This is a genomic window from Thauera aminoaromatica (assembly GCF_000021765.1).
Classification (GTDB): Bacteria; Pseudomonadota; Gammaproteobacteria; order Burkholderiales; family Rhodocyclaceae; genus Thauera; species Thauera aminoaromatica.
This window is the reverse complement of sequence record NC_011662.2, coordinates 1859534-1882837: the sequence shown is the minus strand read 5'-3', so window position 1 is coordinate 1882837 and position 23304 is coordinate 1859534. Positions and strand designations below refer to the sequence as shown.

22 protein-coding genes are annotated in these 23304 nt (G+C 68.8%); 7 read left to right on the top strand and 15 right to left on the bottom strand.

Annotated elements, in window-relative coordinates:
• Positions 1-5 precede the first annotated feature (5 nt).
• Positions 6-890 carry an alpha/beta fold hydrolase gene (locus TMZ1T_RS08295; protein ID WP_004305899.1) on the top strand — a complete coding sequence of 295 codons (885 nt, stop codon included), beginning with the start codon at positions 6-8 and terminating at the stop codon, positions 888-890.
• Between the two features lie 48 nt (positions 891-938).
• On the opposite strand, the gene TMZ1T_RS08290 is transcribed toward TMZ1T_RS08295, so the two are convergent.
• From TMZ1T_RS08290 to TMZ1T_RS08280, 3 genes are read right to left on the bottom strand one after another with little or no spacing between them, the layout of a single operon-like run.
• Positions 939-1475, bottom strand: coding sequence for a YaeQ family protein (locus tag TMZ1T_RS08290; protein WP_004305900.1), 537 nt, complete (start codon positions 1473-1475; stop codon positions 939-941).
• Entirely contained in the window at positions 1475-2245 is a 771-nt protein-coding gene (locus TMZ1T_RS08285; RefSeq protein ID WP_012585141.1) for a hypothetical protein, read from the bottom strand. The genes TMZ1T_RS08290 and TMZ1T_RS08285 overlap by 1 nt, the downstream gene beginning before the upstream one ends.
• Positions 2246-2258: 13 nt before the next feature.
• Complete coding sequence (locus TMZ1T_RS08280; RefSeq protein WP_004305904.1) at positions 2259-2768, bottom strand: HAD domain-containing protein; 510 nt, start codon at positions 2766-2768, stop codon at positions 2259-2261.
• A gap of 187 nt (positions 2769-2955) precedes the next feature.
• Here TMZ1T_RS08280 and fabI point away from each other — a divergent pair, with 187 nt between their 5' ends.
• The 3 genes from fabI to folE are packed head-to-tail and all read left to right on the top strand — an operon-like array spanning position 2956 to position 5059.
• Positions 2956-3735: an enoyl-ACP reductase FabI gene (gene fabI / locus TMZ1T_RS08275; RefSeq protein ID WP_004305906.1), complete on the top strand. Its 780-nt coding sequence runs from the start codon at positions 2956-2958 to the stop codon at positions 3733-3735.
• 14 nt (positions 3736-3749) lie between these two features.
• A complete protein-coding gene (locus TMZ1T_RS08270; RefSeq protein WP_012585140.1) occupies positions 3750-4346 on the top strand; it encodes a hypothetical protein in 597 nt (198 codons plus the stop codon).
• Between the two features lie 59 nt (positions 4347-4405).
• Positions 4406-5059 (top strand): GTP cyclohydrolase I FolE, encoded by a 654-nt coding sequence (gene folE, locus TMZ1T_RS08265; protein WP_012585139.1) that lies wholly within the window; start codon positions 4406-4408, stop codon positions 5057-5059.
• On the opposite strand, the gene TMZ1T_RS08260 is transcribed toward folE, so the two are convergent.
• The 4 genes from TMZ1T_RS08260 to TMZ1T_RS08245 all read right to left on the bottom strand — a co-directional run bounded on the left by TMZ1T_RS08260 (position 5056) and on the right by TMZ1T_RS08245 (position 8405).
• Complete coding sequence (locus tag TMZ1T_RS08260; RefSeq protein ID WP_012585138.1) at positions 5056-5415, bottom strand: DUF3301 domain-containing protein; 360 nt, start codon at positions 5413-5415, stop codon at positions 5056-5058. The genes folE and TMZ1T_RS08260 overlap by 4 nt on opposite strands.
• Positions 5416-5455: 40 nt before the next feature.
• Positions 5456-7036, bottom strand: a complete 1581-nt coding sequence (locus TMZ1T_RS08255) for an inorganic phosphate transporter (protein WP_004305911.1) — start codon at positions 7034-7036, stop codon at positions 5456-5458.
• A 98-nt stretch (positions 7037-7134) separates the two neighbouring features.
• On the bottom strand, positions 7135-7452 hold the full coding sequence (locus TMZ1T_RS08250; protein WP_004305913.1) for a nucleotide pyrophosphohydrolase: 318 nt from the start codon (positions 7450-7452) through the stop codon (positions 7135-7137).
• Between the two features lie 107 nt (positions 7453-7559).
• A complete protein-coding gene (locus TMZ1T_RS08245; RefSeq protein WP_004305915.1) occupies positions 7560-8405 on the bottom strand; it encodes a 23S rRNA (adenine(2030)-N(6))-methyltransferase RlmJ in 846 nt (281 codons plus the stop codon).
• A 187-nt stretch (positions 8406-8592) separates the two neighbouring features.
• Between TMZ1T_RS08245 and TMZ1T_RS08240 the strand changes: the two genes are divergently transcribed.
• The 3 genes from TMZ1T_RS08240 (at position 8593) to TMZ1T_RS08230 (ending at position 10571) form a co-directional block, all read left to right on the top strand.
• A complete protein-coding gene (locus TMZ1T_RS08240) occupies positions 8593-9147 on the top strand; it encodes a gamma carbonic anhydrase family protein (protein ID WP_004305916.1) in 555 nt (184 codons plus the stop codon).
• Positions 9147-9848: an SIMPL domain-containing protein gene (locus TMZ1T_RS08235; RefSeq protein WP_004305918.1), complete on the top strand. Its 702-nt coding sequence runs from the start codon at positions 9147-9149 to the stop codon at positions 9846-9848. Before TMZ1T_RS08240 ends, TMZ1T_RS08235 begins: the two co-directional genes overlap by 1 nt.
• 138 nt (positions 9849-9986) lie before the next feature.
• A complete protein-coding gene (locus TMZ1T_RS08230; protein ID WP_004305920.1) occupies positions 9987-10571 on the top strand; it encodes a C40 family peptidase in 585 nt (194 codons plus the stop codon).
• A 40-nt stretch (positions 10572-10611) separates the two neighbouring features.
• Here TMZ1T_RS08230 and ftsB read toward each other — a convergent pair whose 3' ends face one another.
• From ftsB to TMZ1T_RS08190, 8 genes are all read right to left on the bottom strand, one after another.
• A complete protein-coding gene (ftsB, locus tag TMZ1T_RS08225; protein WP_004305921.1) occupies positions 10612-10884 on the bottom strand; it encodes a cell division protein FtsB in 273 nt (90 codons plus the stop codon).
• Between the two features lie 98 nt (positions 10885-10982).
• Complete coding sequence (gene eno / locus TMZ1T_RS08220) at positions 10983-12266, bottom strand: phosphopyruvate hydratase (RefSeq protein WP_004305922.1); 1284 nt, start codon at positions 12264-12266, stop codon at positions 10983-10985.
• Positions 12267-12421: 155 nt separating this feature from the next.
• Positions 12422-13261 (bottom strand): 3-deoxy-8-phosphooctulonate synthase, encoded by an 840-nt coding sequence (gene kdsA / locus TMZ1T_RS08215; protein ID WP_004305924.1) that lies wholly within the window; start codon positions 13259-13261, stop codon positions 12422-12424.
• Positions 13258-14910 carry a CTP synthase gene (locus TMZ1T_RS08210; protein WP_004305926.1) on the bottom strand — a complete coding sequence of 551 codons (1653 nt, stop codon included), beginning with the start codon at positions 14908-14910 and terminating at the stop codon, positions 13258-13260. The genes kdsA and TMZ1T_RS08210 overlap by 4 nt, the downstream gene beginning before the upstream one ends.
• Positions 14911-14992: 82 nt before the next feature.
• The gene (locus tag TMZ1T_RS08205; RefSeq protein ID WP_012585136.1) at positions 14993-19822 is read right to left on the bottom strand and encodes an NAD-glutamate dehydrogenase; all 4830 of its coding nucleotides are present in this window, start codon (positions 19820-19822) and stop codon (positions 14993-14995) included.
• Positions 19823-20038: 216 nt separating this feature from the next.
• Positions 20039-20581, bottom strand: coding sequence for an isochorismatase family protein (locus TMZ1T_RS08200; protein ID WP_004305930.1), 543 nt, complete (start codon positions 20579-20581; stop codon positions 20039-20041).
• Positions 20582-20595: 14 nt separating this feature from the next.
• A complete protein-coding gene (locus tag TMZ1T_RS08195; RefSeq protein WP_012585135.1) occupies positions 20596-22584 on the bottom strand; it encodes an acetoacetate--CoA ligase in 1989 nt (662 codons plus the stop codon).
• 133 nt (positions 22585-22717) lie between these two features.
• Positions 22718-23137, bottom strand: a complete 420-nt coding sequence (locus tag TMZ1T_RS08190) for an acyl-CoA thioesterase (protein WP_012585134.1) — start codon at positions 23135-23137, stop codon at positions 22718-22720.
• Positions 23138-23304: the final 167 nt, after the last annotated feature.

Sequence of the window (23304 nt, the reverse complement as noted above, 5' to 3'; positions counted from 1 at the left end):
GAATCATGAAGCTCCAAAGCTGGACGCATCACACCTCCGCCGGCTTCACGCTGCGCGGCCACCACAGCCCGCCGAGCGGTCGCCCGGTGCTGCATTTCCTCCATGGCAACGGGCTCAGCTCGCTCACCTATGCGCCCATGCTCGCGCACCTGAGCGCGCATTTCGACCTCTTCCTGTCCGACGTGCAGGGTCATGGCGACAGCGACCACGGCAGCCGCTTCCGCGGCTGGAACCATGCTGCCGAGATGGCCGCCGAGGCCTGGCTCGCGCACGCGCCGCGTTTCGGCACGGTACCCGTGCATGCCGCCGGCCACAGCTTCGGCAGCGTGCTCACCTGCCTGATGCTGGCGCATCATCCGCACGCCTTCAGCCGTGGTGTGCTGCTCGACCCGGTGCTGTTCACCCCGGCGATGATCGGCATGATGGCGCTCTCCGACCTCGTCGGGCTGGCCTCGCGCAACAAGCTCGCCGCCAAGGCACGCACGCGACGCCACCACTGGCCGGACCGCGCTGCCGCGCATGCGGGGCTGCACGGGCGCGGGGTGTTCCGCGGCTGGAGCGAGGACTCCTTCCAGGCCTATATCGACCATGCGCTGCGCGACGTGCCGGGCGGTGGCGTGGAGCTCAAGTGCCGGCCCACCCGCGAGGCCGAGATCTTCGCGTCCTACCCGCGCCGGCTGTGGTCCTCGCTTGCCCGCATCGAGCAGCCGGTGCTCGCGCTGCACGGGCGCGACACCTTCGCCTTCGCGCGGCGCTCGGTCACGCGCTGGGCGGCAGGCAAGGCCAACGTGCAATGCGTGCAGGTGGAGGGCGGACACTGCTTCATGCTCGAGCATCCGCAGGCGACCGCCGAAAGGGTGGCCGCATTCCTGCGCGACAGCCCGCGCTGAGGGCCCGGGCGGCCGCGCCGCGGGCTGTCGGGCGCCGCGCACCGGGGTTCAGGCAGTGAGCTTGCGCGGCTCGAGCGACACGGTCTCGCGCCCGTTGGTTACCAACACGTGGCCGTCCTGGATGGTGAATTGCAGGCGCATCGTGCGCTCGGCGAGGCGGCCGAGTTCGGCGCTGGCCTCGCGTTCGAGCTCGAACACCTTCAGGTTGCCGTGGCGCTCGAGGCGGCCGCGCACCCCGCTCCACCACACCTCCAGCGCCCGCCCGTAGGCCAGCACCACCACCTCGCGCGCGCGCCCGCAGGCCTTGCGCACCCACTTGTCATCGGGCTGGCCGACGTCGATCCAGCGCTCGATGACGCCGGTGAGGTCCTTCTGCCACAGGTCGGGCTCGTCATCGACGCATAGCCCCTTACCGAAGGCGAGCGCCGGGTCGGCGAAGAGCGCGAAGGCGAGCAGGCGCACCATCATGCGCTCGTCGGTCTCGGAAGGGTGACGCGCGAGGGTGAGCGAATAATCGGCGTAGTGGTGCCGATCCATGTCGGCGACCTGGATGTCGGCCTTGAAGACCGTGGCCTTGAGCGCCATCAGTGCACCTGCGGCGAAGCGCGGCCGGCCTGCTGCCAGGCCATCACCGCGCGCGCGGAATGCGCCATCACGAGGTCGCGCTGCGGCGCCGGCAGCTCGCGCGCCAAGGCGCCGAACAAGGCCTGTGTGGCCTCCTGGGCCACGCCCTCGGCAGCGAGCCCTTCGGCCAGGCAGCGGATCTGGATGAAGGCGAGCGCGTCGGCCACCAGCCGCCAGCCCGCCACCGGCATGCTGCGCGCGAGCGCGAGCAGCTGGCTGCCGAGCTCGCCGGCGAGGCGCATGGCCTCGTCGCGATGCTCGGTGGCGATCGAGGCATGCCACAGCGCCAGGTGCAGCCCACGGCGCAGCTCGACCTTGAAGTCGATGGCATTCTCCTCGACGGCGGCGATCCCTTCGAAGTGGCGCAGGAAGCGCGCCTCGGCGGTTTCATCCAGACCAGTGCGCAGCGCACCGATGAGCTCGGTCAGCGCGGGGATCGCCACCAGGCCGAAGGCCCGGCTCCAGGCCATCCCCCACTGGTCCATCCCGGACAGCAGCAAGGCGAGGCGCAGCGCCTGTGCCTCGGGGTCGGCCGCCGCGGACACCCAGTCGGCGAGGTCGACGCGCAACTGCTCCACGCCCTTCAGCCGCGCAGCATCGCCTTCGGCGACGCTGAGCCGGAACAGGCGCGCGAAGCTCTCTTCGGCCAGCCGCGCCGCCTGGCGTTGGGTCGAGGCGTCGACTCGGTGCGCAAGCGGGTCGGGCGGCAGGGTCTGCTCGGCGGGGTTCATGGCGTCTCCCCCATCAGGCACTGTCGCGCGCCCACAGCGAGTGCGCGACCTGGCCGACCTGGTTGCGCACCCCGTCGCGGAAGCCCTGCAGCATGCGGCGCAGGGCGACCGCATCCTCGGAGGTGAAGCCACGCTTGAAGTCGGTCAGCACCAGTCGCGAACGCGACAGCCAGTTGCCCGGCGCGTCGTCGAGCGCGCACCACGCCGCCTCGCCCGGATCGGCGCCGTGCTGGCGCAGCCAAGCCATCGCCTCGCGCTCGCGCAGGCCGTGCAGCTCGGCGCCCGTCTTGGGCAGCAGGTGCGGCGTGGCGCCGGCGATCTGCGGGCGGATGTCCTCGGAAAAGCGGGCGACCAGCTTGGGCAGCGAGAACAGCATGCGCCAGTCGGAGGCGATCACGATGCGCGCTTCGGGGAACTCCCTCACCACCGCCTCGATGTGCACGAGACAACGGAAATCCTCGACCTCGCCCCAGGGGTGGGTGACGCCGTCGAAGTCCATGAAGATGTATGCGTTGCGTGTCATGTTCCCTGCTCCGGCGAAGAATGCCGCGGCCGGCAATTTGTGGATGCTGCAATGCGCAATATACTGTACCGGCACCGATACCACCGCGTATCCGATTTCACGAACCATCACATTCGCGTCGCACAGGCCGGCTTATGCTCGCTGCCGTTGCGCCGCAACAACACTCACCCGAGAAAAGGAATCCATCATGACCCCCATCGTCAATCTGGAGGGCAAGGTCGGCCTCATCACCGGCATCGCCAACGAGAAGTCGATCTCCACCGGCGTCGCCGAGGCCTGCGCCCAGGCCGGCGCGACGCTGATCATCACCTATCAGAACGAGAAGACGCGCGCCTTCATCGAGCCGGTGATCCACCGCCTCGGCGTCGAGGACGTTCACCTGCTCGACGTCACCCGCCCCGAAACCATGGACGCCGCCTTTGGCGCGATCGAGGCGCGCCACGGCAAGCTCGACTTCGCCATCCACAGCATGGCCTTCGCCAAGCGCGACGACCTGCACGGCCGCGTGGTCGACACCTCGGCCGACGGCTTCGCGCTGGCGATGGACGTGTCCACCCACTCCTTCGTGCGCCTGGCCAAGAAGGCCGAGCCGCTGCTCGAGAAGGCCGGCGGCGGTGCCCTGGTGACGATGACCTACCTCGGCTCCGAGAAGGTCATCCCCAACTACGGCGTGATGGGCCTGTGCAAGGCCGCGCTCGAGGCCGCCACCCGCTACATGGCGGCCGAGCTCGGCGCCAAGGGCATCCGCGTCAATGCGGTCTCCCCCGGCCCGCTGATGACGCGCGCCGCCTCCGGGATCGCGGGCTTCGACGGCCTCATGGCGGCCGCGGTCGAGCGCTCGCCGATGCATGCCCTGGTCACCCCCGAGGACATCGGCGCGCTGACCGCCTTCCTGGTCTCGGACGCCGGCCGACTGATCAGCGGCGGGGTGCATTTCGTCGACGCCGGCTATAACATCATGGCGTGAGCAGCGAGGAGATCATGATCGACATGGATGCGGCGCGCGCGATGCTCGGACGGCAGGCGATCCTGCTGCCCGACGCCGTGCCGTCGCATCCGCTGCTCGACGGCAAGACCGAGATCGGTCGCGGCGAGTACTCGATCGTGATCGACAAGGGCGACGGGGAGCATGTCTACAAGATCGTCAGCTCCCCTGCCGACTACTTCCTCTACACCGCCGACGACCGCCCGCGCGGCCCGCATTTCCCCATCGTATTCGCCGATCATGGGGTGATCGGCCGCGCACAGTCGGGCTATCCCTTCCATCTGATCGAGATGGAGCGCCTCTATCCGCTCGCCGAGGGCTCCCCCGCGGCAGAACTCTCGCGTCGCCTGATCGAGTGCTACTGGTCGGCGTGCGCGCAGTGGAGCCGGCTCGGTGCGGACATGGGGCGGATCGCGCTCTACCACCTCACGGTCGAGCCGATGAAGGTCGGCGACAGCCTGCAGGAAGCCCTGCGGGCCCTGTCCGACTTCGTCGAGGAATATCAGGTCCTGCCCGACATCCTCAACGCCAACAACCTGATGATGCGCGCCGACGGCACGCTGGTGTTCTCGGACCCGGTGTTCATCGCCTGAACTGGCTTGCGGGTATCATGCCGGTTCGGGTGCCGCAGGGCACCGCACCGGACGCCACCATGAGCCCTCCCGCGCACGACCCCTGCGGTCACGATCACCCCCCCGCCCCGCGCCCCGAAGGCGTCGGCATCCCGCGCAGCGGCGCCTTCGACGCGCCCGCCTTCGAGAAGGCCGTCGGCGACCTGCTGCGTGCGTGCGGCATCGCCCCCGACAACGCCCATACCGGACGCACCGCGCAGCGCGTGCGCGAGCTCTGGCAGCGGCGCTTGCTCGGGGGCTACGAGCTCGACCCCGCCGAGGTGCTCGGTGACGGCTTCGAGGATGCGCGCCGCGACATGGTGGTGATTCGCGGCATCGCGGTCCATGGCGTGTGTCCGCATCACCTCGTCCCTTTCCGTGGCGTCGCCCACGTCGCCTACCTGCCAGGCGGCCGCCTGCACGGCTTTGGCCGCATCGCCCGCCTGGTGGACGCGATCGGCCATCGCTTCACCTACCAGGAGTGGATGACGCGCGACATCGCCGACGCGCTGATGCGACACGGCCACGCCGCGGGCGCGGCCTGCGTGATCGAGGCCGAACAGCTCTGCCTGCTGCTCGGCGAGGACCGCCGTGGCGACGAACGCGTGATCACCCACGCCTTCGCCGGCGAGTTCGAACGTTCGGAGCAGGCGCGCAACGAGTTCCTGCGCGCGATCGAGGAGCGCCGGCGCTAGGCCGACGGGTCGCGCGGGTGCAGGTCGATGACCACCGCGCGACGTGCGAGCCGATGCGCGGAGACGTCCACCAGCACCACCTCGCGGCCTTCGAGCACCACGCTGCCGGCATTGCGGTCGTCGCCGCCCACCGAGTATTCGAAGGCATAGCCCCGCCGCAGCAGCACGCGACCATTGTCGTCGCGCGCCAGGCGCAGGCCCTGCCCCACCACTGTCTCGTCGAGGAACTGCACGCCCTCGCGCGTGCAGGCGCGGCGCGCGGCCTCGATGCCGATCTCGCGCGCCTTCAGGCTGTCGAACCAGAACCACACCACGGCCCCGAGGGCGAGCAGGACGAGCAGCTCGACGAAGCTCACGCCGCGGCCCCCGGCATCGCGATCATGACGAACAGGATGATCAGGGCAGCATCATCCCGCGGATCATGAAGAACAGCACCGCGGCCATCAGCGCAGAAGCGGGCACGGTGATGACCCAGGCGGCGGCGATGCGCATCAGTTGCGAGCGCTTGACCAGCTCGCGGCGATAGACCTTCTTGAGTCCCTTGCGCTCGCCCTTGGAGAAGTGCGCCGGATCGTCCGCGTTCTTGGAGCGCTGCTTGAGGTCGGCGAGCATCTGCCCCTTCTCCTCGATCGAGGCCTTCTCGAAACGCGCGATGAAGGCCTCGATCGCGGCGAGGTCGCCCTCGGGGTGGTGGGCCTTGATCTCGGCCACCATGCGGTCGTAGTTGCTCTTGAGGTATTCGCGCAGGAAACCGACGCCGAACACCCCGCCGACCGCGATGTGCGTGGAGCTCACCGGCAGGCCGAGCTGGCTGGCGACGATCACGGTCAAGGTCGCCGCCATCGCGATGCAATAGGCGCGCATCTGGTCGAGCTCGGTGATCTCGGAACCGACCGTGCGGATCACCTTCGGCCCGAACAACGCCAGCCCGAGCGAGATCCCGATCGCGCCGACCATCATGACCCAGGTGGGGATCGCCGCGTCCTTGTGCACCACGCCGCCGGAACTGACCACATCGACGATCGCGGCCAGCGGGCCGACCGCGTTGGCGACGTCGTTGGAACCGTGCGCGAAGCTGAGCAGCGCGGCGGCGAAGATCAGCGGCACGGTGAAGAGCCGATTCACGCTCGCCTTGGTGTTGGCGACGATGCCGCTGCTGCCGTGCAGGGCCTTGCGCACCAGGACGAACACCAGCGCGCCGAAAATCAGGCCGTACAGCACGGCGGGAAGGAAGTCCACCTTCCAGACCCGGTTGAGCCCCTTCAGGATCAGGTAGCTGACGAAGGTCCACGCCATCAGGCCGACCAGTACCGGCACGGTGCGGCGTGCGGCCGCGGCCATGTCCACCTGGTAGGTGATGCTGCGCTTGACGAGATACAGGAAGGCGGCGGCGAAGATCCCGCCGAGCAGCGGCGAGATCACCCAGCTCGCCGCGATCTCGCCCATGGTGGACCAATCGACGATCGAGGGGCCGGCGGCGGCCATGCCGGAGCCGAGCACCGCGCCCACGATCGAGTGCGTGGTCGACACCGGCGCCCCGACCGCGGTCGCCAGGTTCAGCCACAAGGCGCCGGCGAGCAGCGCGGCCAGCATGATCCACACGAAGGTGTCGGAATCCTTGATGAGGTCGGGATCGATGATGCCGCTGCGGATCGTGCCGATCACCTCGCCGCCGGCGATCAGCGCACCGGCGGCCTCGAAGATCGCCGCGATGACCAGCGCGCCAGCCAGGGTGAGCGCCTTGGAGCCGACCGCCGGGCCGACGTTGTTGGCGACGTCGTTGGCGCCGATGTTCATCGCCATGTAGCCGCCGATCATCGCCGCCATGACCAGGGTCATGCTGCCCTCGCCCGTGCCGCTGAGCGCCGAGTAGAACATGACCCCGACGATGAAGAGCACGCCCATGCCGAGGCGGAAGACCTCGCCCCGACCCTGATGGGCTGCCTTCTCGATGTCGCTGATGTGCTGCAAGTCCACGATGGAATTCCGTGTTACAAGAAAGACGATATTGTTTCAGAAATCTTGCCGCGGCCCAACGTGAATGAAGACTCCGCCGCAACGCCTCGCTTGCACCCTCACAGACGGTCGTGCTTGTCCGCGCGGCCGTGCGCGCGCTCGATGGGGTAGCGCTCCGCATTGATGCGCATCTTTCGCCGTGCGGCATCGGCGAGGTCGACACCGAGCACGTCGCCGAGGCGCACGAGGTACAGCAGCACGTCGGCGAGTTCGAGAGCGACCTCGTCCCGCGTCGCCGGCGGCAGCGCCATCGACTGCTCGGCGGTGAGCCACTGGAAATGCTCGATCACCTCGCCCGCCTCGCCGGCGAGCGCCATCGCGAGGTTCTTGGGCGTATGGAAGGGCTCCCAGGCGCGCTCGGCGGCGAATTGCCGCATCGCGTCGCGCAGCTCGCGGAGCCCGTCGGGCGACGGGCCTGCAGCACTCGGAGCGCCCTCCGCGACCGTCGGGCCGGCGGGCCCACCCTCGGCATTCCGGGACGGACTCATTCGATGTGGTGCTCGAGGTCGAAGCCCGCACCGCCATCGACCCCCAGGTGCTCGACGAGCCAGGGCAGCGCGGCCTCGAGCCGCTGCGGCAACACCCAGGGAGGGTTGATCACGTAAAGGCCGCTGCCGAACATCCCGATGCCGTCGCGCGGGGCGTCGCGCACCGCCAGGCGCACGTCCAGCCAGCTCTCGGCGCCGAGCGCGGCGAGGCGCTCGGGCAACTGGCGGGCCTCGGCCCGGGCGAGCATCGGATACCAGACCATGTAGGTCCCGGTGGGAAAGCGCCGCATCGCGTCACGCACCGTGTCCACCACGCTGCGGTAGTCGTCCTTGACCTCGTAGGGCGGATCGATCAGCACCACCGCCCGCCGCGAGGGCGGCGGCAGCAGGCTCTTGAGCGCGGCGAAGCCGTCGGCGCGGCGCACCTGCACGCGCTCCTGTTCGCTGGCGAAGGTGCGCTGCAGGGATTCGAAGTCGGCCGGATGCAGCTCGAACAGGCGCAGGCGATCCTGGGCGCGCGCACGCGTCATGGCCAGCGCCGGCGAGCCCGGGTAGAACAACAGCCTGCCCTGCGGATTGAACTGCCCGACCGCCGCGACATAGGCGGCGACTGCTGGCGGCAGGTCCTCGTGCCCCCACAGCCGGCCGATGCCGTCCGCCGCCTCGGCGGTCTTGCCCGCCTGCTCGCTGTCGAGCGCATAGCAGCCGCCCCCCGCGTGGGTGTCGATGTAGTACCAGGGCTTGTCCTTGCGACCGTAGTAGTCGAGCAGCTCGATCAGGACGAGGTGCTTGAGGACATCGGCGTGATTGCCGGCGTGAAAGGCGTGACGGTAACTGAGCATGTGGACTTCCTGAAGGGCGGGCGCATCCTATCACCCGCCGGCAGGGGGCTCAAAATCGCGAAAAACCCGCCGGATCGGCGACATTCACGGCACGGGCGCTGTTTGCAGGCCGCGAGGCGCTTGTTATGATGCCTGCCCCCCTGGCGCTGCGCAGCATCGGCGCGAGACATCGACAGCGAGAACGAAAATGAGCATCTACGCCCTGGGCGACCGCCGGCCGAGCTTCGGCGAGGGAAGCTGGATCGCCCACAACGCGACGGTCATCGGATCGGTCACTGCGGGCCGCAACGTCAACATCTGGTACAACGTCGTGGTACGGGGCGACAACGATCCGATCACGATCGGCGACGATACCAACATCCAGGACGGCTCTGTCCTGCACAACGACGACGGCATCCCGCTGACGATCGGCACGCACGTCACCGTGGGCCACATGGCGATGCTGCACGGCTGCACGATCGGCGACGGCAGCCTGATCGGCATCAACGCGGTGATCCTCAACAACGCGGTGGTCGGCAAGCAGTGCATCGTCGGCGCCAACACCCTGATCCCCGAGGGCAAGGTGATCCCCGACCGCTCGCTGGTGGTCGGTTCTCCTGGCCGGGTGATCCGCACGCTGAGCGACACCGAGGTCGAGAACCTGGTGGTCAACGCCCACAACTACGTGGACAACGCCCGCCTCTACGCCGACCGCCTGTGCGCGCTGGAGCCGTCCAGCGTGATCGCGAAGCCGGAACAGTGATGCGCACCGCGCTCGCCACCCTCGCCACCCTCGCCGCGCTCGCGGCGCTGCAGTCGGCGCCGGCGCTTGCCGCCGACACTCCCGCCCCGCCCACCGTGGAGCTCGCGGCCGAGGCCAGTGGCCCGGCCGCCAACGACCTCGCGGTCGCCGTGATGTATGCAGAGCGCAGCGGCGCGAGCGCGGCCGCGGTGGCACGCGAGGTGAACCGCGACATCGCCGCGGCGCTCGAACTCGCGCGCGCGCAGGGTGCCGTCAAGGTGCAGAGCGGAAACGTCTCGACCTGGCCGGCATACGGAAAGGACGGCCAGGGCCGTATCACCGCCTGGCGGATGCGTTCCGAGCTCCGCCTCGAGAGCACCGACACGGCGGCGATGTCGGAGCTCGTCGGCAAGCTCCAGGAGAGCCTGGCGCTCGCCCAGCTGAGCATGGAACCAGCCCCCGAGACGCGCAGGAAGGCCGTCTCCGACGTCACCGTCGACGCCCTGCGCGCCTTCGAGGCGCGCGCGAAACTGATCGCCGACACCCTCGGTCGGCGCTACCGCATCGCCCACCTGTCGGTCGGCGAGCACGGCCTGCAGCCTCCGCCGATGCCGCGCATGCGCGCGGCGGCGATGGCCGCGGAGGCCGCCCCGGCGCCACTCGAGGGCGGCGAGAGCCGGGTGTCGGTGCAGGTCGGCGGACGCATCGAACTGCTCGACTGAAGACCGCGCCCCGCGCGGGCCCGACTTCAGCCTTCTTCGAGAAAACCTCTCCAAACCCCTGATCTGAAAGCAGACCTTGCCGGCCTGGGCGGGTCCTGACATACTCTGGCAGAAATCCTTTTCGCACCGGATCGCGCCATGAGTCCCGAGCCCCTCCCTCGCGCCTTCCTTTCCGCCCCTCTGCACGCCGGCATCGGCAAGCGGCGCCTGGCGCTGCTTGCCGGGGTGGCCACCGTAGCCGCACTGCTGGCGGGCTGCGGCACCACCCCGGTCGCCGGCCCCGGCTCGCCACCGCGCACGGTGGCGCCGAGCGGGCACTATTTCTCTCTCGAGGGTGAGCACCAGACGCAGGAAATGGTGCTCTTCGCGCTCGGCCTGCTCGATACCGGCTACCGCTTCGGCGGGCGCAATCCGGACGCGGGCCTCGATTGCAGCGGCATGGTGGCCTACATCGTGGAGAACATCAGCGGCCGCAAGCTGCCGCACAACGCCGCGCAGATCGCCGATCGCACGCGCCCGATCGAGGTGCACGAACTGCGCCCGGGGGACCTGGTGTTCTTCAACACGCTGGAGCGCCGGCATTCGCACATGGGGATCTACATCGGCGACGGGCGCTTCGTGCACGCGCCCAACAGCCGTGGCCGGGTGCGGGTCGAACGTCTCGCCAGCCGCTATTTCGCGCAGCGCATCGACGGCGCGCGCACGCTGCTCGCGAGCAACTGAGGACTGTCGCCGGAACGGCGGCGATACCCGCGACCAGGGTTCAGCGCTGCGGAATCTGCACGTAGATCTCGCCCGGCCGGGTGAGCCCGAGTTCGAAACGCGCGCGCTCCTCGATCGCCTCGTTGCCCGACTTGAGATCGTTCACCTCCGCCGCGAGCGCCGCGTTGCGCTGCTCGAGGCGCAGGTTCTCCTCGCGCTGCGCATGCAGCTGGCGATCGACCTCCCAGACGCGCAGCCAGCCCCCTTTCCCCAGCCAGAGCGGGTACTGCAACAGCACGACGAGTGCGATCAGGATGAGGATCGGCCAGCGCATGGAGACGGGTATGGAGATGGATACTGGCGCATTCACGACGAAGGCCGGCGAGTCGCCCGCCGGCCTTCGAGACGCTGCGAATCAGCGTTGCAGGACGCTCAGCGCAGGTTGTAGAACGCGCGCTTGCCCGGATAGGCGGCGGTGTCGCCGAGGTCTTCCTCGATGCGCAGCAGCTGGTTGTACTTCGAGATGCGGTCCGAGCGGCTCAGCGAGCCGGTCTTGATCTGCATGGCGCGCAGGCCCACCGCGATGTCGGCGATGGTCGAATCGTCGGTCTCGCCCGAGCGGTGCGAAATCACCGCGGTGTAGCCGGCGAGCTTGGCCATCTCGACTGCCGCGAAGGTCTCGGTGAGCGTGCCGATCTGATTGATCTTGATGAGGATCGAGTTGGCCACGCCCTGCTCGATGCCCTGCGCGAGGATCCTGGTGTTGGTGACGAAGAGGTCATCGCCCACCAGCTGCACGCGCTTGCCCAGGCGCTCGGTGAGGATCTTCCAGCCGTCCCAGTCGCCCTCGGCCATGGCGTCCTCGATCGAGACGATCGGGAACTTGTCGCACAGGGTCTCGAGGTAGTCGGTGAAGCCCGCGGCGGTCAGCGACAGGCCTTCGCCCTTCAGCTCGTACTTGCCGTCCTTGTAGAACTCGGAGGCGGCGCAGTCAAGCGCCAGCAGCACGTCCTGGCCAGGCACGTAGCCGGCGGCGACGATGGCCTCCTGGATCAGGTTGAGCGCTTCCTCGGTGCCGGACACGTTGGGGGCGAAGCCGCCCTCGTCGCCGACGGTGGTCGGGTAGCCCTTGGCGTCGACGATCTTCTTGAGATGGTGGAAGATCTCGGCGCCGCAGCGCAGGGCCTCGCGGAAGCTGCCCATGCTCACCGGCATGATCATGCATTCCTGGATGTCGAGGCTGTTGTTGGCGTGCTCGCCGCCGTTGATGACGTTCATCATCGGCACCGGCATCACCATCGGGCTGGAGCCGCCGAAGTAGCGGTACAGCGGCAGGCCGGCCTCTTCGGCGGCGGCCTTGGCCACCGCCATGGACACCGCCAGCATGGCGTTGGCGCCCAGGCGCGACTTGTTCTCGGTGCCGTCGAGCTCGATCAGGGTACGGTCGATGAAGGCCTGCTCCTCGGCGTCCAGCCCGATGATGGCCTCGGCGATCTCGGTGTTCACGTTCTCGACCGCGCGCAGCACGCCCTTGCCGAGGAAGCGCGACTTGTCGCCGTCACGCAGCTCGATCGCCTCGCGCGAGCCGGTGGAGGCGCCCGAGGGCACCGCGGCGCGGCCCATCACGCCCGATTCGAGCAGCACGTCGGCTTCGACCGTGGGGTTGCCGCGGGAATCGAGAATCTCGCGGGCGATCACATCAACGATTGCACTCATGTCTAGTCCTGTAGCAGTTACGGAGGTTTCGGATCGATCATGCGGGAACGCGACCCGGCGGGGAGCATGCTCGCACCGGATGACTGCCTCGTGAGCAGCGGCGACGGATGACGCGCATCAGTCCGCCGGTAGCCGCATTCCCGAAAAATGGGGTCTCAGAGCGTGGTCTCGAGGAAACCCTGGCGCTTGACCAGCGCGTCGATGTCCTTGAGCACGGTCAGCAGCGCCTTCATCTTCGGCAGCGGCCAGGCGTTGGGGCCGTCGGACAGCGCCTTGGCGGGGTCCGGGTGGGTCTCCATGAAAAGGCCCGCCACGCCCACGGCGACCGCGGCGCGCGCCAGCACCGGCACGAACTCGCGCTGGCCACCCGAGGCGGTTCCCTGCCCGCCCGGCAGCTGCACCGAGTGGGTAGCGTCGAACACCACCGGGCAGCCGGTGTCGCGCATGATCGCCAGCGCACGCATGTCGGAGACGAGGTTGTTGTAGCCGAAGGAGGCGCCGCGCTCGCACACCATGATGGTGTCGGCGCCGCCATTGGCCTCGCGCGCCTTGTCGGCGACGTTCTTCATGTCGCCGGGGGCGAGGAACTGGCCCTTCTTGATGTTCACCGGCTTGCCGCTGGCCGCCACCGCGTGGATGAAATCGGTCTGGCGGCACAGGAAGGCCGGGGTCTGCAGCACGTCGACCACCGCGGCGACGGTCGGGATCTCCTCGATCGTGTGCACGTCGGTCAGCACCGGCAGGCCGAGCTGCTTCTTGACCGCCTCGAGCATCTTCAGGCCGGCGTCCATGCCATGGCCGCGGAAGCTCTTGCCCGAGCTGCGGTTGGCCTTGTCGTACGAAGCCTTGAAGATGTAAGGGATGCCCAGCTCGGCGCAGATCTCCTTCATCTGCCCGGCGATGTCCAGGCACATCTGCTCGGATTCGGCCACGCAGGGGCCGGAGATCAGGAACACCGGCTTGTCGAGGCCGACTTCGAAACCGCAGAGATTCATGCTTCGCTCCTCGGGGCCGCAGCCTGCTTGTGCGCGATCGCAGCCTTCACATAAGCGGTGAACAGCGGATGACCCTTGCGCGGGTTAGAGGTGAATTCGGGGTGGAACTGACAGCCGACGAACCACGGATGCACGTCCGCAGGCAGCTCGACCATCTCGCACAGGTCGGTGACGGGCGCGCGGCCCGACACCACCAGGCCCTTGTCTTCGAGCCTGGCGAGCAGGGTGTTGTTCACCTCGTAGCGGTGGCGGTGACGCTCCATGACCTCGGGGGCGCCGTAGATCGAACGCGCCAGCGTGCCTTCCTTGAGCAGGCAGAGCTGGCCACCGAGGCGCATGGTGCCGCCGAGGTCGGACTCCTCGGAGCGCTTCTCGATCTTGCCCGTGCGGTCCTTCCACTCGGTGATGAGGCCGATCACCGGGAACCTGGTGTCGCGCTCGAACTCCGTCGAATGCGCGCCTTCCATGCCCGCGACGTCGCGGGCGAACTCCACCACCGCAAGCTGCATGCCGAGGCAGATGCCCAGGTAGGGCACCTTGTTCTCGCGCGCATAGCGGATGGCCGCGATCTTGCCCTCGGTCCCGCGCTTGCCGAAGCCGCCCGGCACCAGGATGGCATCCATCGACTCGAGCACATCGCAACCGTCGCGCTCGATATCCTCCGAGTCGATGTAGTGGATCCTGACCTTCGACTCGGTATGCATGCCGGCGTGGTTGAGCGACTCGATCAGCGACTTGTACGACTCGGTAAGGTCCACGTACTTGCCGACGAAACCGATATCCACGGTCTGCTTCGGGTTCTCGAGCGCGTGGATGAGCCTGTCCCACACCGAGAGGTCGGCCGCGCGCGCGAGGATGTCGAGCTTGTGGCAGACGATCTGGTCGAGCATCTGGTCATGCAGCTGACCGGGGATCTTGTAGATCGAGTCGGCGTCCAGGCACTCGATGACCGCCTCGGGCATGACGTTGCAGAACAGCGCGATCTTGCGGCGCTCGTCTTCCGGCACCGGACGGTCGGCGCGGCACAGCAGGATGTCGGGCTGGATGCCGATCTCGCGCAGTTCCTTCACCGAGTGCTGGGTCGGCTTGGTCTTCAGTTCACCGGCGGTCGGAATGTAGGGCAGCAGCGTGAGGTGGATGAAGCAGGTGCCGTGGCGGCCCTCTTCGAAGCCCATCTGGCGGATGGCCTCCAGGAAGGGCAGCGATTCGATGTCGCCCACCGTGCCGCCGACCTCGACGATCGCCACGTCGGCGCCCTCGGCGCCACGCTTGACGTAAGCCTTGATCTCGTCGGTGATGTGCGGGATGACCTGCACGGTCTTGCCCAGGTACTCGCCGCGGCGCTCCTTCTTCAGCACCGACTCGTAGATCTGGCCAGTGGTGAAGTTGTTGCGCTTGCTCATCTTGGCGCTGGTGAAGCGCTCGTAATGGCCGAGGTCGAGGTCGGTCTCGGCGCCGTCTTCGGTGACGAAGACCTCGCCGTGCTGGAACGGGCTCATGGTGCCCGGATCGACGTTGATGTAGGGGTCCAGCTTGAGGTGCGTGACCTTGATGCCGCGGGACTCGAGGATCGCCCCGAGGGACGCTGCGGCGATGCCCTTGCCCAGGGAGGACACGACACCACCGGTGACGAAGACGTATTTGGTCATGGGAGCTGTACTGCGGGAAAGCGCGATGATAACCGATGCACCCGAACCGCGTCAGCAGTCCGGGTGCCTCCCGCGCGATCGCTCAGGCCATGCCGCGCAGCTCGCGCAGCAGCACCGACAGCATCGCCATGTCGATCGTCGGCGCGCTGCGGATTTCGGCGAGGAGCTGCTGGTAGCGCTCGAGCGGCACCGCGGCACGCTCGCGCCCGGCATTCAGCACGCCCTCGGTGTCCGCGCCCTCGGGCGCGTTGCGCAGCGCCGCGCTGGTGAGCTCGCGGGCGAGCGAGGACAGATCGCTGCGCAGCGCGCCGCGCGCCAGGCTCTGCCAGCGCGTGTCCGCGGGCAGCCCGGAGATCTGGCGGCCGAGCCAGTGCAGGTCGAATTCGCCCCCGAGGGCGAAATACACCCGCGCCACCGTGGCCTCGTCACGCCCCTGCTCCACCGCCACCTCGACCAGGTCGAGCGCCGAGTAAAGCTCTTCGAGCGCGGCCACCCGCTTCGCCAGCGCCTCGGGCACGCCCTGCCCCACCCGGCGCGCCACCGCGGCGTCGAGCTCGGCGCGATAGGCGGGGGCGACGTAGTCGGCCAGCCCCTCGGCGAGCGCCGCCACGCCAGGCGAGAAATGCGCGCTCGTCGCCTGCAGGTCGGCCAGCCAGCGGCGGTGACGCAGGAACCACAGCGTGCCGCGCTGCACCAGGCGACCCGACTCCTGGATGAGCTCGGTCTGCACCGCGTCGGCGATGCGGTTGTCGAGGGCCTCGATCTCGCGCCACAGCGCCACCAGGCCGAAGACCTCGCGGGTGGCCATGTAGGCGCGCACCACGTCCGCCGCCGAGGCGCCGAGCTCGGCCCTGAGCCGGCTGACGAAGGTGGGCCCGACGCGGTTGATCATGCTGTTGACCACGTGGGTCGAGATGATCTCGCGGCGCAGCGGGTGGATCCGGATCTGCGCCGGGAAGCGCTCGCGCAGCGGGCCGGGAAAGTAGCGCTCGAGCGCGGTGCGGATGTAGGGGTCCTCCGGCACGTCGGAGGCGAGCACCTCGTCGTAGAGCTCGATCTTGCTGTAGGCGAGCAGCACCGCCAGCTCGGGGCTGGTGAGGCCGACGCCGGCGGCCTTGCGCTCGGCGATCTCCTCGTCGTCGGGCAGGTACTCGAGCTTGCGGTTGAGCCGCCCGGCCTGCACCAGGCGGCGGATGAACTCCGCCTGCTCGTCGAGCAGCGCCACGCCGCGCGCGCGCGTGACCGACAGCACCTGGGTCTGGGCGTAGTTGTCGCGCAGCACCAGGATGCCGACCTCGTCGGTCATGTCGGCGAGGAGCTCGTTGCGCTGCTTGAGCGTGAGCTCGCCCTCGGCGATCACCCCGCCGAGCAGGATCTTGATGTTGACCTCGTGGTCGGAACAGTCCACCCCGCCGGAGTTGTCGATCGCGTCGGTGTTGATGCGCCCGCCCGCGAGCGCGAACTCGATGCGGCCGAGCTGGGTGGCGCCGAGGTTGCCGCCCTCGCCGAAGACCTTGCAGCGCAGTTCGCCGCCATTGACGCGCACCGCGTCATTGGCGCGGTCGCCCACCGCCGCGTCGGTCTGGCTGGCGGCCTTGATGTAGGTCCCGATCCCGCCGTTGTAGACCAGCTCGACCGGTGCGGTGAGGATGGCGCGGATCAACTCGGTCGGGGTCAAGCCCAGGGGCGCGGCCTGGATGTCGAGTGCCGCGCGCGCCTCGGGCGACAGCGTGATGGACTTCGCGCTGCGCGGCCACACTCCGCCACCCTGCGAGATCAGCGCGCGGTCGTAGTCGTCCCAGCTCGAGCGCGGCAGCGCGAACATGCGCGCGCGCTCTTCCCACGAGCGTGCCGGGTCGGGATCGGGGTCGATGAAGATGTGGCGGTGGTCGAAGGCCGCCACCAGGCGGATCTGTTTCGACAGCAGCATGCCGTTGCCGAACACGTCGCCCGACATGTCGCCGATGCCGACCACGGTGAAGGGTTCCTGCTGGATGTCCTTGCCCATCTCGCGGAAGTGGCGCTTGACCGCCTCCCAGGCGCCGCGTGCGGTGATGCCCATCTTCTTGTGGTCGTAGCCCACCGAGCCGCCCGAGGCGAAGGCGTCGCCCAGCCAGAAGCCATACTCGGCCGAGACCTGGTTGGCGTAGTCGGAGAAGCTCGCCGTGCCCTTGTCGGCTGCCACCACCAGGTAGGGGTCGTCCTCGTCGTGGCGCACCACGTCCGCCGGCGGCACCACCGCGCCCTGCACCAGGTTGTCGGTAAGGTCGAGCAGGCCGCGCAGGAAGTTGCGGTAGCAGGCCACGCCCTCGGCGAGCAGGGCCTCGCGCCCGCCCTCCGCAGGCGGGCACTTGACCACGAAGCCGCCCTTGGAGCCCACCGGCACGATCACCGCGTTCTTGACGATCTGCGCCTTCACCAGGCCGAGGATCTCGGTGCGGAAGTCCTCCATGCGGTCCGACCAGCGCAGGCCGCCGCGCGCGACCTTGCCGCCGCGCAGGTGCACGCCCTCGAAGCGCGGCGAGTACACGAAGATCTCGAACATCGGCAGCGGCTGCGGCAGATTGGGGATCTTCGACGGCAGGAACTTGAACGAGAGGTAGGGCTTGGGGGCGCCGTCCGCGCCGCGCTGGAACCAGTTGGTGCGCAGGGTCGCCTGCATGAGGGCGAGAAACTGGCGCAGGATGCGGTCCTCGTCGAGGTTGGCCACCTGATCGAGCGCGGCCTCGATGGCCGCCACCTGCGTCGCGCACGCGGCCTCGCGATCGCCCGCGAGCGCCGGGTCGAAGCGCGCGCGGAAGAGTTGCAGCAGCGCACGCGCGAACTGTGGATAGGCCGCCAGCGTCTGCTCCATGTAGGCGAGGCTGAAGGTGAACGCCGCCTGGCGCATGTGGCGGGCGTAGGCGCGCAGCACCGCCACCTCACGCCACGACAGCCCGGCGAGCAGCACGAGGCGGTTGAAATCGTCGTTCTCGGCGGCGCCGCGCCAGGCCGCGAGGAAGGCCTCCTGAAAGAGCGGGCGGATGTCGTGGATGTTGAGGTTCTCGGCACCGGCAAACTGCAGGCCGAAGTCGTGCAGCCACACCGTGCTGCCGTCCTGGCGCTCGATCTCGGAGGGGCGCTCGTCCATCACCTTCACGCCCATCTTCTCGAGCATCGGCAGGCTCTGCGACAGCGGTACCGGGCTGCCCAGGTGGTAGAGCCGCAGGTTGAGCCGGCCCGCGCGCACCTCGAGCGGCACGTAGAGGTTGAGCCCGAGCGCCGCGTCGTCGGCGAGCGCCTCCATCTGCTCGATGTCGAACACCGCCATGCGCGCGGAGTATTCCTCGCGGTAGCCGGCCGGGAAGCCCTCGCCGTAGCGCCGCATCAGCGCCAGGCCGCGCTCCTCGCCGCACTGCTCGACGAGCGCCTGCTGCAGCTCGTCCTCCCAGCGCCGCGCCGCACGGATCAGGCGCTGCTCGATCTCGCGCACGTCGAAGGCAGGGATCCGACCCTCGGGCGTGCGCACCGTGATGAGGATGCGCGCGAGCGCCGAATCCGAAAACTGCACGTCGAACTCGGCGGCGTTGCCCTTGAAGGCATCGATCAGCACCGCCTGCATGCGCTCGCGCTGGTCGGTGTTGTAGTGCTCGCGCGGCACGTAGATCAGGCACGACACGAAGCGCTCGAAGGGATCGACGCGCACGAAGAGGCGCGTGCGCAGGCGCTCGCCGAGGCGCAGGATACCCATGGCGTGGGCGTGGAGCTCGTCGGTCTCGATCTGGAACAGCTCGTCGCGCGGGTAGCGCTCGAGCAGGGTCTGCAGCGCCTTGGCGGCGTGGCCGCCGGGCAGCAGGCCGGCACGCTCGAACACGGCCTCCACCTTGCGCCGCAGCAGCGGGATCTGGCGCGGGCTGGCGCTGTAGGCGGTGGAGGCGAGCAGGCCGATCACGCGACGCTCGCCATTCACCCGGCCGTCGGCCCCGAAGGTCTTGATGCCGACGAAGTCGAGATAGCCGGGCCGGTGCACCGTGGAGCGCGAGTTCGACTTTGTGACCGTGAGCAGATGCGGCAGGTGGGCCTGCGCGCGCAGCTGCGGCGGCAGCGCAGCAAAGGAGCGCGACTGCCCCTCGTCACCGTCGCCGCGCAGCAGGCCCAGTCCGGAGCCGGGGACGATGCGCAGCTCGTTGCCCTCGCCGGTCTCGACCAGCGCGTAGTCGCGGCAGCCGAGCAGCACGAAGTTGTCGGCGGCGAGCCAGTCGAGGAAGGCGCGCACCTCCTGCGTCTCCTCGGCGTCGATGCTGACCGGCAGCTCGTCGAGCCCTGCGGTGATGCCGGCCAGGCGCTCGCGCATCGCCGACCAGTCGCGGACCGCGGCACGCACGTCGGCCAGCACATGCTCGATGCCTTGCTGCAGCGCAACGAGGTCGCCCGGGTCGGTGCGGCGGTCGACCTCCAGGTGCATGATCGACTCGAAGCCGACACCCTCGCCCTGCTCGCCGCGCTCCGCCACACGCACGAAGCCGCCCTCGGCATCACGCGCGACGTTCATCACCGGATGGATGATCAGGTGCAGGGTGAGACCCTGGCGCGCGACCTCCATGGTGATCGAGTCGACGAGGAAGGGCATGTCCTCGCCGGCGATCTCCACCACGGTGTGCGGGCACTCCCAGCCGTGCTCGTCCAGCCGCGGGTTGAATGCGCGCACCTTGCTGCCGTCCTGGCGGCGGGCGACGAAGTGCCACTGGCTGAGCACGGCGCCGTAGAGATCGCCCACCGGGAGGTCTTCCAGGTCCTCGGGCGCCACCTGGGCGAAAAAGCGGCTCGCGAACGCACACACCCCTTCGGCCTGCTCGGCGGGCATCCGGGTGCGAATCTGCTCGATCACCGCCTCGACCTGCGTGGCCAGCCGGCCTGCTTCCCGTGTCTCCATCTCCAACCTCCCGCTTGCGCTTTTGGATACGGCGGGACGGTCTGCGAGCTCGGTATGGACAGCGTCGAGGGAGCGCACATCGCATCGCCGTGGAACGAAGCGGTCAGGCTAGAACAACCCGTCCGGCATGGATACGCACGTTTTCCCTAGTTCGGGACGCGCACGCGCCAGGGGCCGGACGGGGTGATCCTGCAGGGCCGGCCTTGCCGGCCATCCTCAGCGGATGAAGTCGCGATTGACTTCGCGGAAGAGCTCGGTGCCGCCGCGCTGCAGCCACTCGAAGGCGACCATCTCGCGCGACACGATCTCGATGCCGTGGCCGCGCATGCGCTCGAAGGCGAGGTCGCGGTTGGCCGGAGCGCGCGAGCCCGAGGCCTCGGCGACGATGAAGACCTGCTTGCCGGCGCCGCGCAGGTCGAGCGCGGTCTGCTGCACGCAGACATGGGCCTCGGTGCCGCACAGGATCACCTGCTCGCAGCCGGCGACCGCGGTCTGGTCGAGGCAGCCATCGGCCTGGGCGGAGAAGAACTGCTTGCCGACGTAGTGCGCACCGGCGGTCGCCGCGCGCACCGCCTCGACCGTGCCGCCGATCTTCTCGGGGAAGTGCTCGGTGACCACCACCGGCACGCCGATGCGCTCGGCGACGCGCGCAAGCCACACGCAGGCCTCGACCACCGCGGCGTTGTCGTGGATGAAGGGGGCGAGCTTCGCCTGCACGTCGATCACCAGCAGCACCGACTTCTTCGGGTTCATCAGCATGTCTTCGATCCTCCTCAGCCCTGCAGCTCGGCGCGGTCGCGGAAGTGCGCCAGCGCCTCGGGGTTGGCCAGCGCCTCCTGGTTCTTCACCGGGCGCCCGTGCACCACGTTGCGCACCGCCAGTTCGACGATCTTGCCGCTCTTGGTGCGCGGGATGTCGGCCACCTGCAGCACCTTGGCCGGCACGTGACGCGGCGTGGTGTTGTCGCGGATGGTCTGGCGGATGCGCCTGGTCAGGTCGTCATCGAGCGCGAGCCCCTCGCGCAGCTTCACGAACAGCACCACGCGCACGTCGTTGGGGTTCTGCGGCGGCCAGTCCTGGCCGATCACGAGCGACTCGACCACCTCGTGCAGCTTCTCGACCTGGCGGTAGATCTCGGCGGTGCCGATGCGCACCCCGCCCGGGTTCAGCGTGGCGTCCGACCTGCCGTAGATGACCAGGCCGCCGTGCGCGGTGATCTCGCAGAAGTCGCCGTGGCACCAGACATTGGGAAAGCGATCGAAGTAGGCGGCGTGGTACTTGCTGCCGTCGGCGTCGTTCCAGAACCCGATCGGCATCACCGGGAAGGGCTTCGCGCACACCAGCTCGCCCTTCTCGCCGCGCACCGGGCGGCCGTCGTCGTCCCACACGTCCACCGCCATGCCGAGGCCGCGGCACTGGATCTCGCCGCGCCACACCGGCAGCACCGGGGAGCCGAGCACGAAGCAGGAGATGATGTCGGTGCCACCCGAGATGGAGGAGAGCTGCAGGTCGGGCTTGATGTCGCGATAGACGTAGTCGAAGCCCTCGGGCACCAGCGGGCTGCCGGTGCTCATCATCGCGCGCACCGTGTCGAGCTTGTGGGTCTCCCGCGGCTTGAGCCCGAACTTGGCGGCGGCGTCGAGGAACTTGGCCGAGGTGCCGAAGTGCGTCATCGCTTCGGCGTCGGCGTAGTCGAAGAGGATGCGGTTGTCGCCGGCGAAGGGCGAGCCGTCGTAGAGCAGCAGCGTGGCCTCGGCGGCGAGCGCGGAGACCAGCCAGTTCCACATCATCCAGCCGCAGGTGGTGAAGTAGAACACGCGGTCTCCCGGCTTCACGTCGCCGTGCAGCTTGTGTTCCTTCAGGTGCTGCAGCAGCGCGCCGCCGGCGCAGTGCACGATGCACTTGGGCACGCCGGTGGTGCCCGAGGAGTACATGATGTAGAGCGGGTGGTCGAAGGGCAGCTGCGCGAACTCGATGTCGTCGACGAAGTGGAAGGGCGCGACGAAGTCGGCGAGCATGCGCGCGTGCGGCACGTGCGAGAGGTCGTGCTCGCGATGCACGTAGGGCACGACCACGACGCGCTTGACCGAGGGCAGCTGCGCGACGATCTCGCCGAGCTTGCCAAGCACATCCACCGTCTTGCCGCCGTAGTAGTAGCCGTCGCAGGCCACCAGCACCTTGGGCTCGGTCTGGCCGAAGCGGTCGAGCACGCCCTGCACGCCGAAGTCGGGCGAGGCCGAGGTGAAGATGGCGCCGAGGCTGGCCGCGGCGAGCATGGCGACGACGGTCTCGGGCAGGTTGGGCATGTACGCGGCGACGCGGTCGCCGGCCACCACGCCCTGCTCCTTGAGCGCCGCGGCAAAGTGCGCCACGGCGCGGTACAGCTCGCCGTGGCTCATGCGGTTCATCACCCGGTCCTCGCCCCAGAACACGATCGCGTCATGCGCGTCGCGCGAACGCAGCAGGTTCTGCGCGAAGTTCAGGCGGGCGTCGGGGAACCAGCGCGCGCCGGGCATCTTGTGGCCATCGACGAGCACGCGCTCGCCGCGCGTGCCGATCACGCCGCCACCGACGCCGTCGCCCTCCCAAACGCTCGTCCAGAACGGCTCGGGGTGCTCCACCGACCAGGCGTGCAGCGCCTCGTAATCGGGCAGCGAGACCTTCCAGCGCTGCTCGGCCGCGAGCCGGAAGGCAGTCACGTTGGCGGCGGCGATGCGCTCGGGGGACGGGGTCCACAGGGGTTTCTGCTCAGTCGGATACATCGGGTCTCCTCTCCATCCTCTTGTGTCGATGATTGGGGGTCAAAACTCTGGGGGTCGAAACTGGGCGGCCACGCTTCGCGGACGGAGCGGGTGACCGCACTGCGCGGCCGGGCACTCGGCGGCCGGCGCCAATTCAGGCCACGGGCGGGTCGAACAGCGCGCGCACGACATCCGGAATCGGCGCCGACTTGCCGGTGCGCATGTCCATCCACACCGTCTTGGCCGCACCTTCGGCGTACAGGCGCTCGTCGCCATCGACGAAGAGCTCGTACCAAGTCATCACGCTGCTCCGCCCCGGATCGCCTGCATACATCTTGATGACGACGGTCGCAGGATAATTCACCGGCGCGAGAAAGGTGCAGCTGGCATTGATGATCACCGGCCCCACCGGCTCCTCGACGCTGACGCGGGAACCCATCCGTTCGAGCCACTCGACGCGGGTCTGCTCGAAATAGCGGAAATAGACCGTGTTGTTGACATGCCCGTAGGCGTCCATGTCCCCCCAGCGCACCGGCATGCGGGTGGTGTAGATCAGCTTCGCGTTCGGACTCATCCGACGATCTCCTCTTGTATATGGGGCGGGCTAATGTAACATACGCACCCGTATGTTTGTTCGCCCCGCCGCCGGTGGGCGCGCGCATGCGCGCGCCCACCGGCGGCGGGGATTCGCACGAAGGGTTAAACTGCGCGGATGGCGCGTCTCGCTACGCGACCCACTGA

Bases quoted from the DNA above. Each gene is read 5' to 3' on its own strand.
- TMZ1T_RS08230 (WP_004305920.1), top strand. From the start codon at position 9,987: ATGAGTCCCGAGCCCCTCCCTCGCGCCTTCCTTTCCGCCCCTCTGCAC.
- TMZ1T_RS08245 (WP_004305915.1), bottom strand. From the start codon at position 8,405: ATGCTCAGTTACCGTCACGCCTTTCACGCCGGCAATCACGCCGATGTC.
- fabI (WP_004305906.1), top strand. From the start codon at position 2,956: ATGACCCCCATCGTCAATCTGGAGGGCAAGGTCGGCCTCATCACCGGC.
- TMZ1T_RS08280 (WP_004305904.1), bottom strand. From the start codon at position 2,768: ATGACACGCAACGCATACATCTTCATGGACTTCGACGGCGTCACCCAC.
- TMZ1T_RS08190 (WP_012585134.1), bottom strand. From the start codon at position 23,137: ATGAGTCCGAACGCGAAGCTGATCTACACCACCCGCATGCCGGTGCGC.
- TMZ1T_RS08205 (WP_012585136.1), bottom strand. From the start codon at position 19,822: ATGGAGACACGGGAAGCAGGCCGGCTGGCCACGCAGGTCGAGGCGGTG.
- TMZ1T_RS08210 (WP_004305926.1), bottom strand. From the start codon at position 14,910: ATGACCAAATACGTCTTCGTCACCGGTGGTGTCGTGTCCTCCCTGGGC.
- TMZ1T_RS08195 (WP_012585135.1), bottom strand. From the start codon at position 22,584: ATGTATCCGACTGAGCAGAAACCCCTGTGGACCCCGTCCCCCGAGCGC.
- TMZ1T_RS08200 (WP_004305930.1), bottom strand. From the start codon at position 20,581: ATGCTGATGAACCCGAAGAAGTCGGTGCTGCTGGTGATCGACGTGCAG.
- TMZ1T_RS08235 (WP_004305918.1), top strand. From the start codon at position 9,147: ATGCGCACCGCGCTCGCCACCCTCGCCACCCTCGCCGCGCTCGCGGCG.
- TMZ1T_RS08290 (WP_004305900.1), bottom strand. From the start codon at position 1,475: ATGGCGCTCAAGGCCACGGTCTTCAAGGCCGACATCCAGGTCGCCGAC.
- eno (WP_004305922.1), bottom strand. From the start codon at position 12,266: ATGAGTGCAATCGTTGATGTGATCGCCCGCGAGATTCTCGATTCCCGC.
- TMZ1T_RS08285 (WP_012585141.1), bottom strand. From the start codon at position 2,245: ATGAACCCCGCCGAGCAGACCCTGCCGCCCGACCCGCTTGCGCACCGA.
- TMZ1T_RS08250 (WP_004305913.1), bottom strand. From the start codon at position 7,452: ATGCGGCAATTCGCCGCCGAGCGCGCCTGGGAGCCCTTCCATACGCCC.
- folE (WP_012585139.1), top strand. From the start codon at position 4,406: ATGAGCCCTCCCGCGCACGACCCCTGCGGTCACGATCACCCCCCCGCC.
- TMZ1T_RS08295 (WP_004305899.1), top strand. From the start codon at position 6: ATGAAGCTCCAAAGCTGGACGCATCACACCTCCGCCGGCTTCACGCTG.
- TMZ1T_RS08270 (WP_012585140.1), top strand. From the start codon at position 3,750: ATGATCGACATGGATGCGGCGCGCGCGATGCTCGGACGGCAGGCGATC.
- TMZ1T_RS08240 (WP_004305916.1), top strand. From the start codon at position 8,593: ATGAGCATCTACGCCCTGGGCGACCGCCGGCCGAGCTTCGGCGAGGGA.
- kdsA (WP_004305924.1), bottom strand. From the start codon at position 13,261: ATGAATCTCTGCGGTTTCGAAGTCGGCCTCGACAAGCCGGTGTTCCTG.
- ftsB (WP_004305921.1), bottom strand. From the start codon at position 10,884: ATGCGCTGGCCGATCCTCATCCTGATCGCACTCGTCGTGCTGTTGCAG.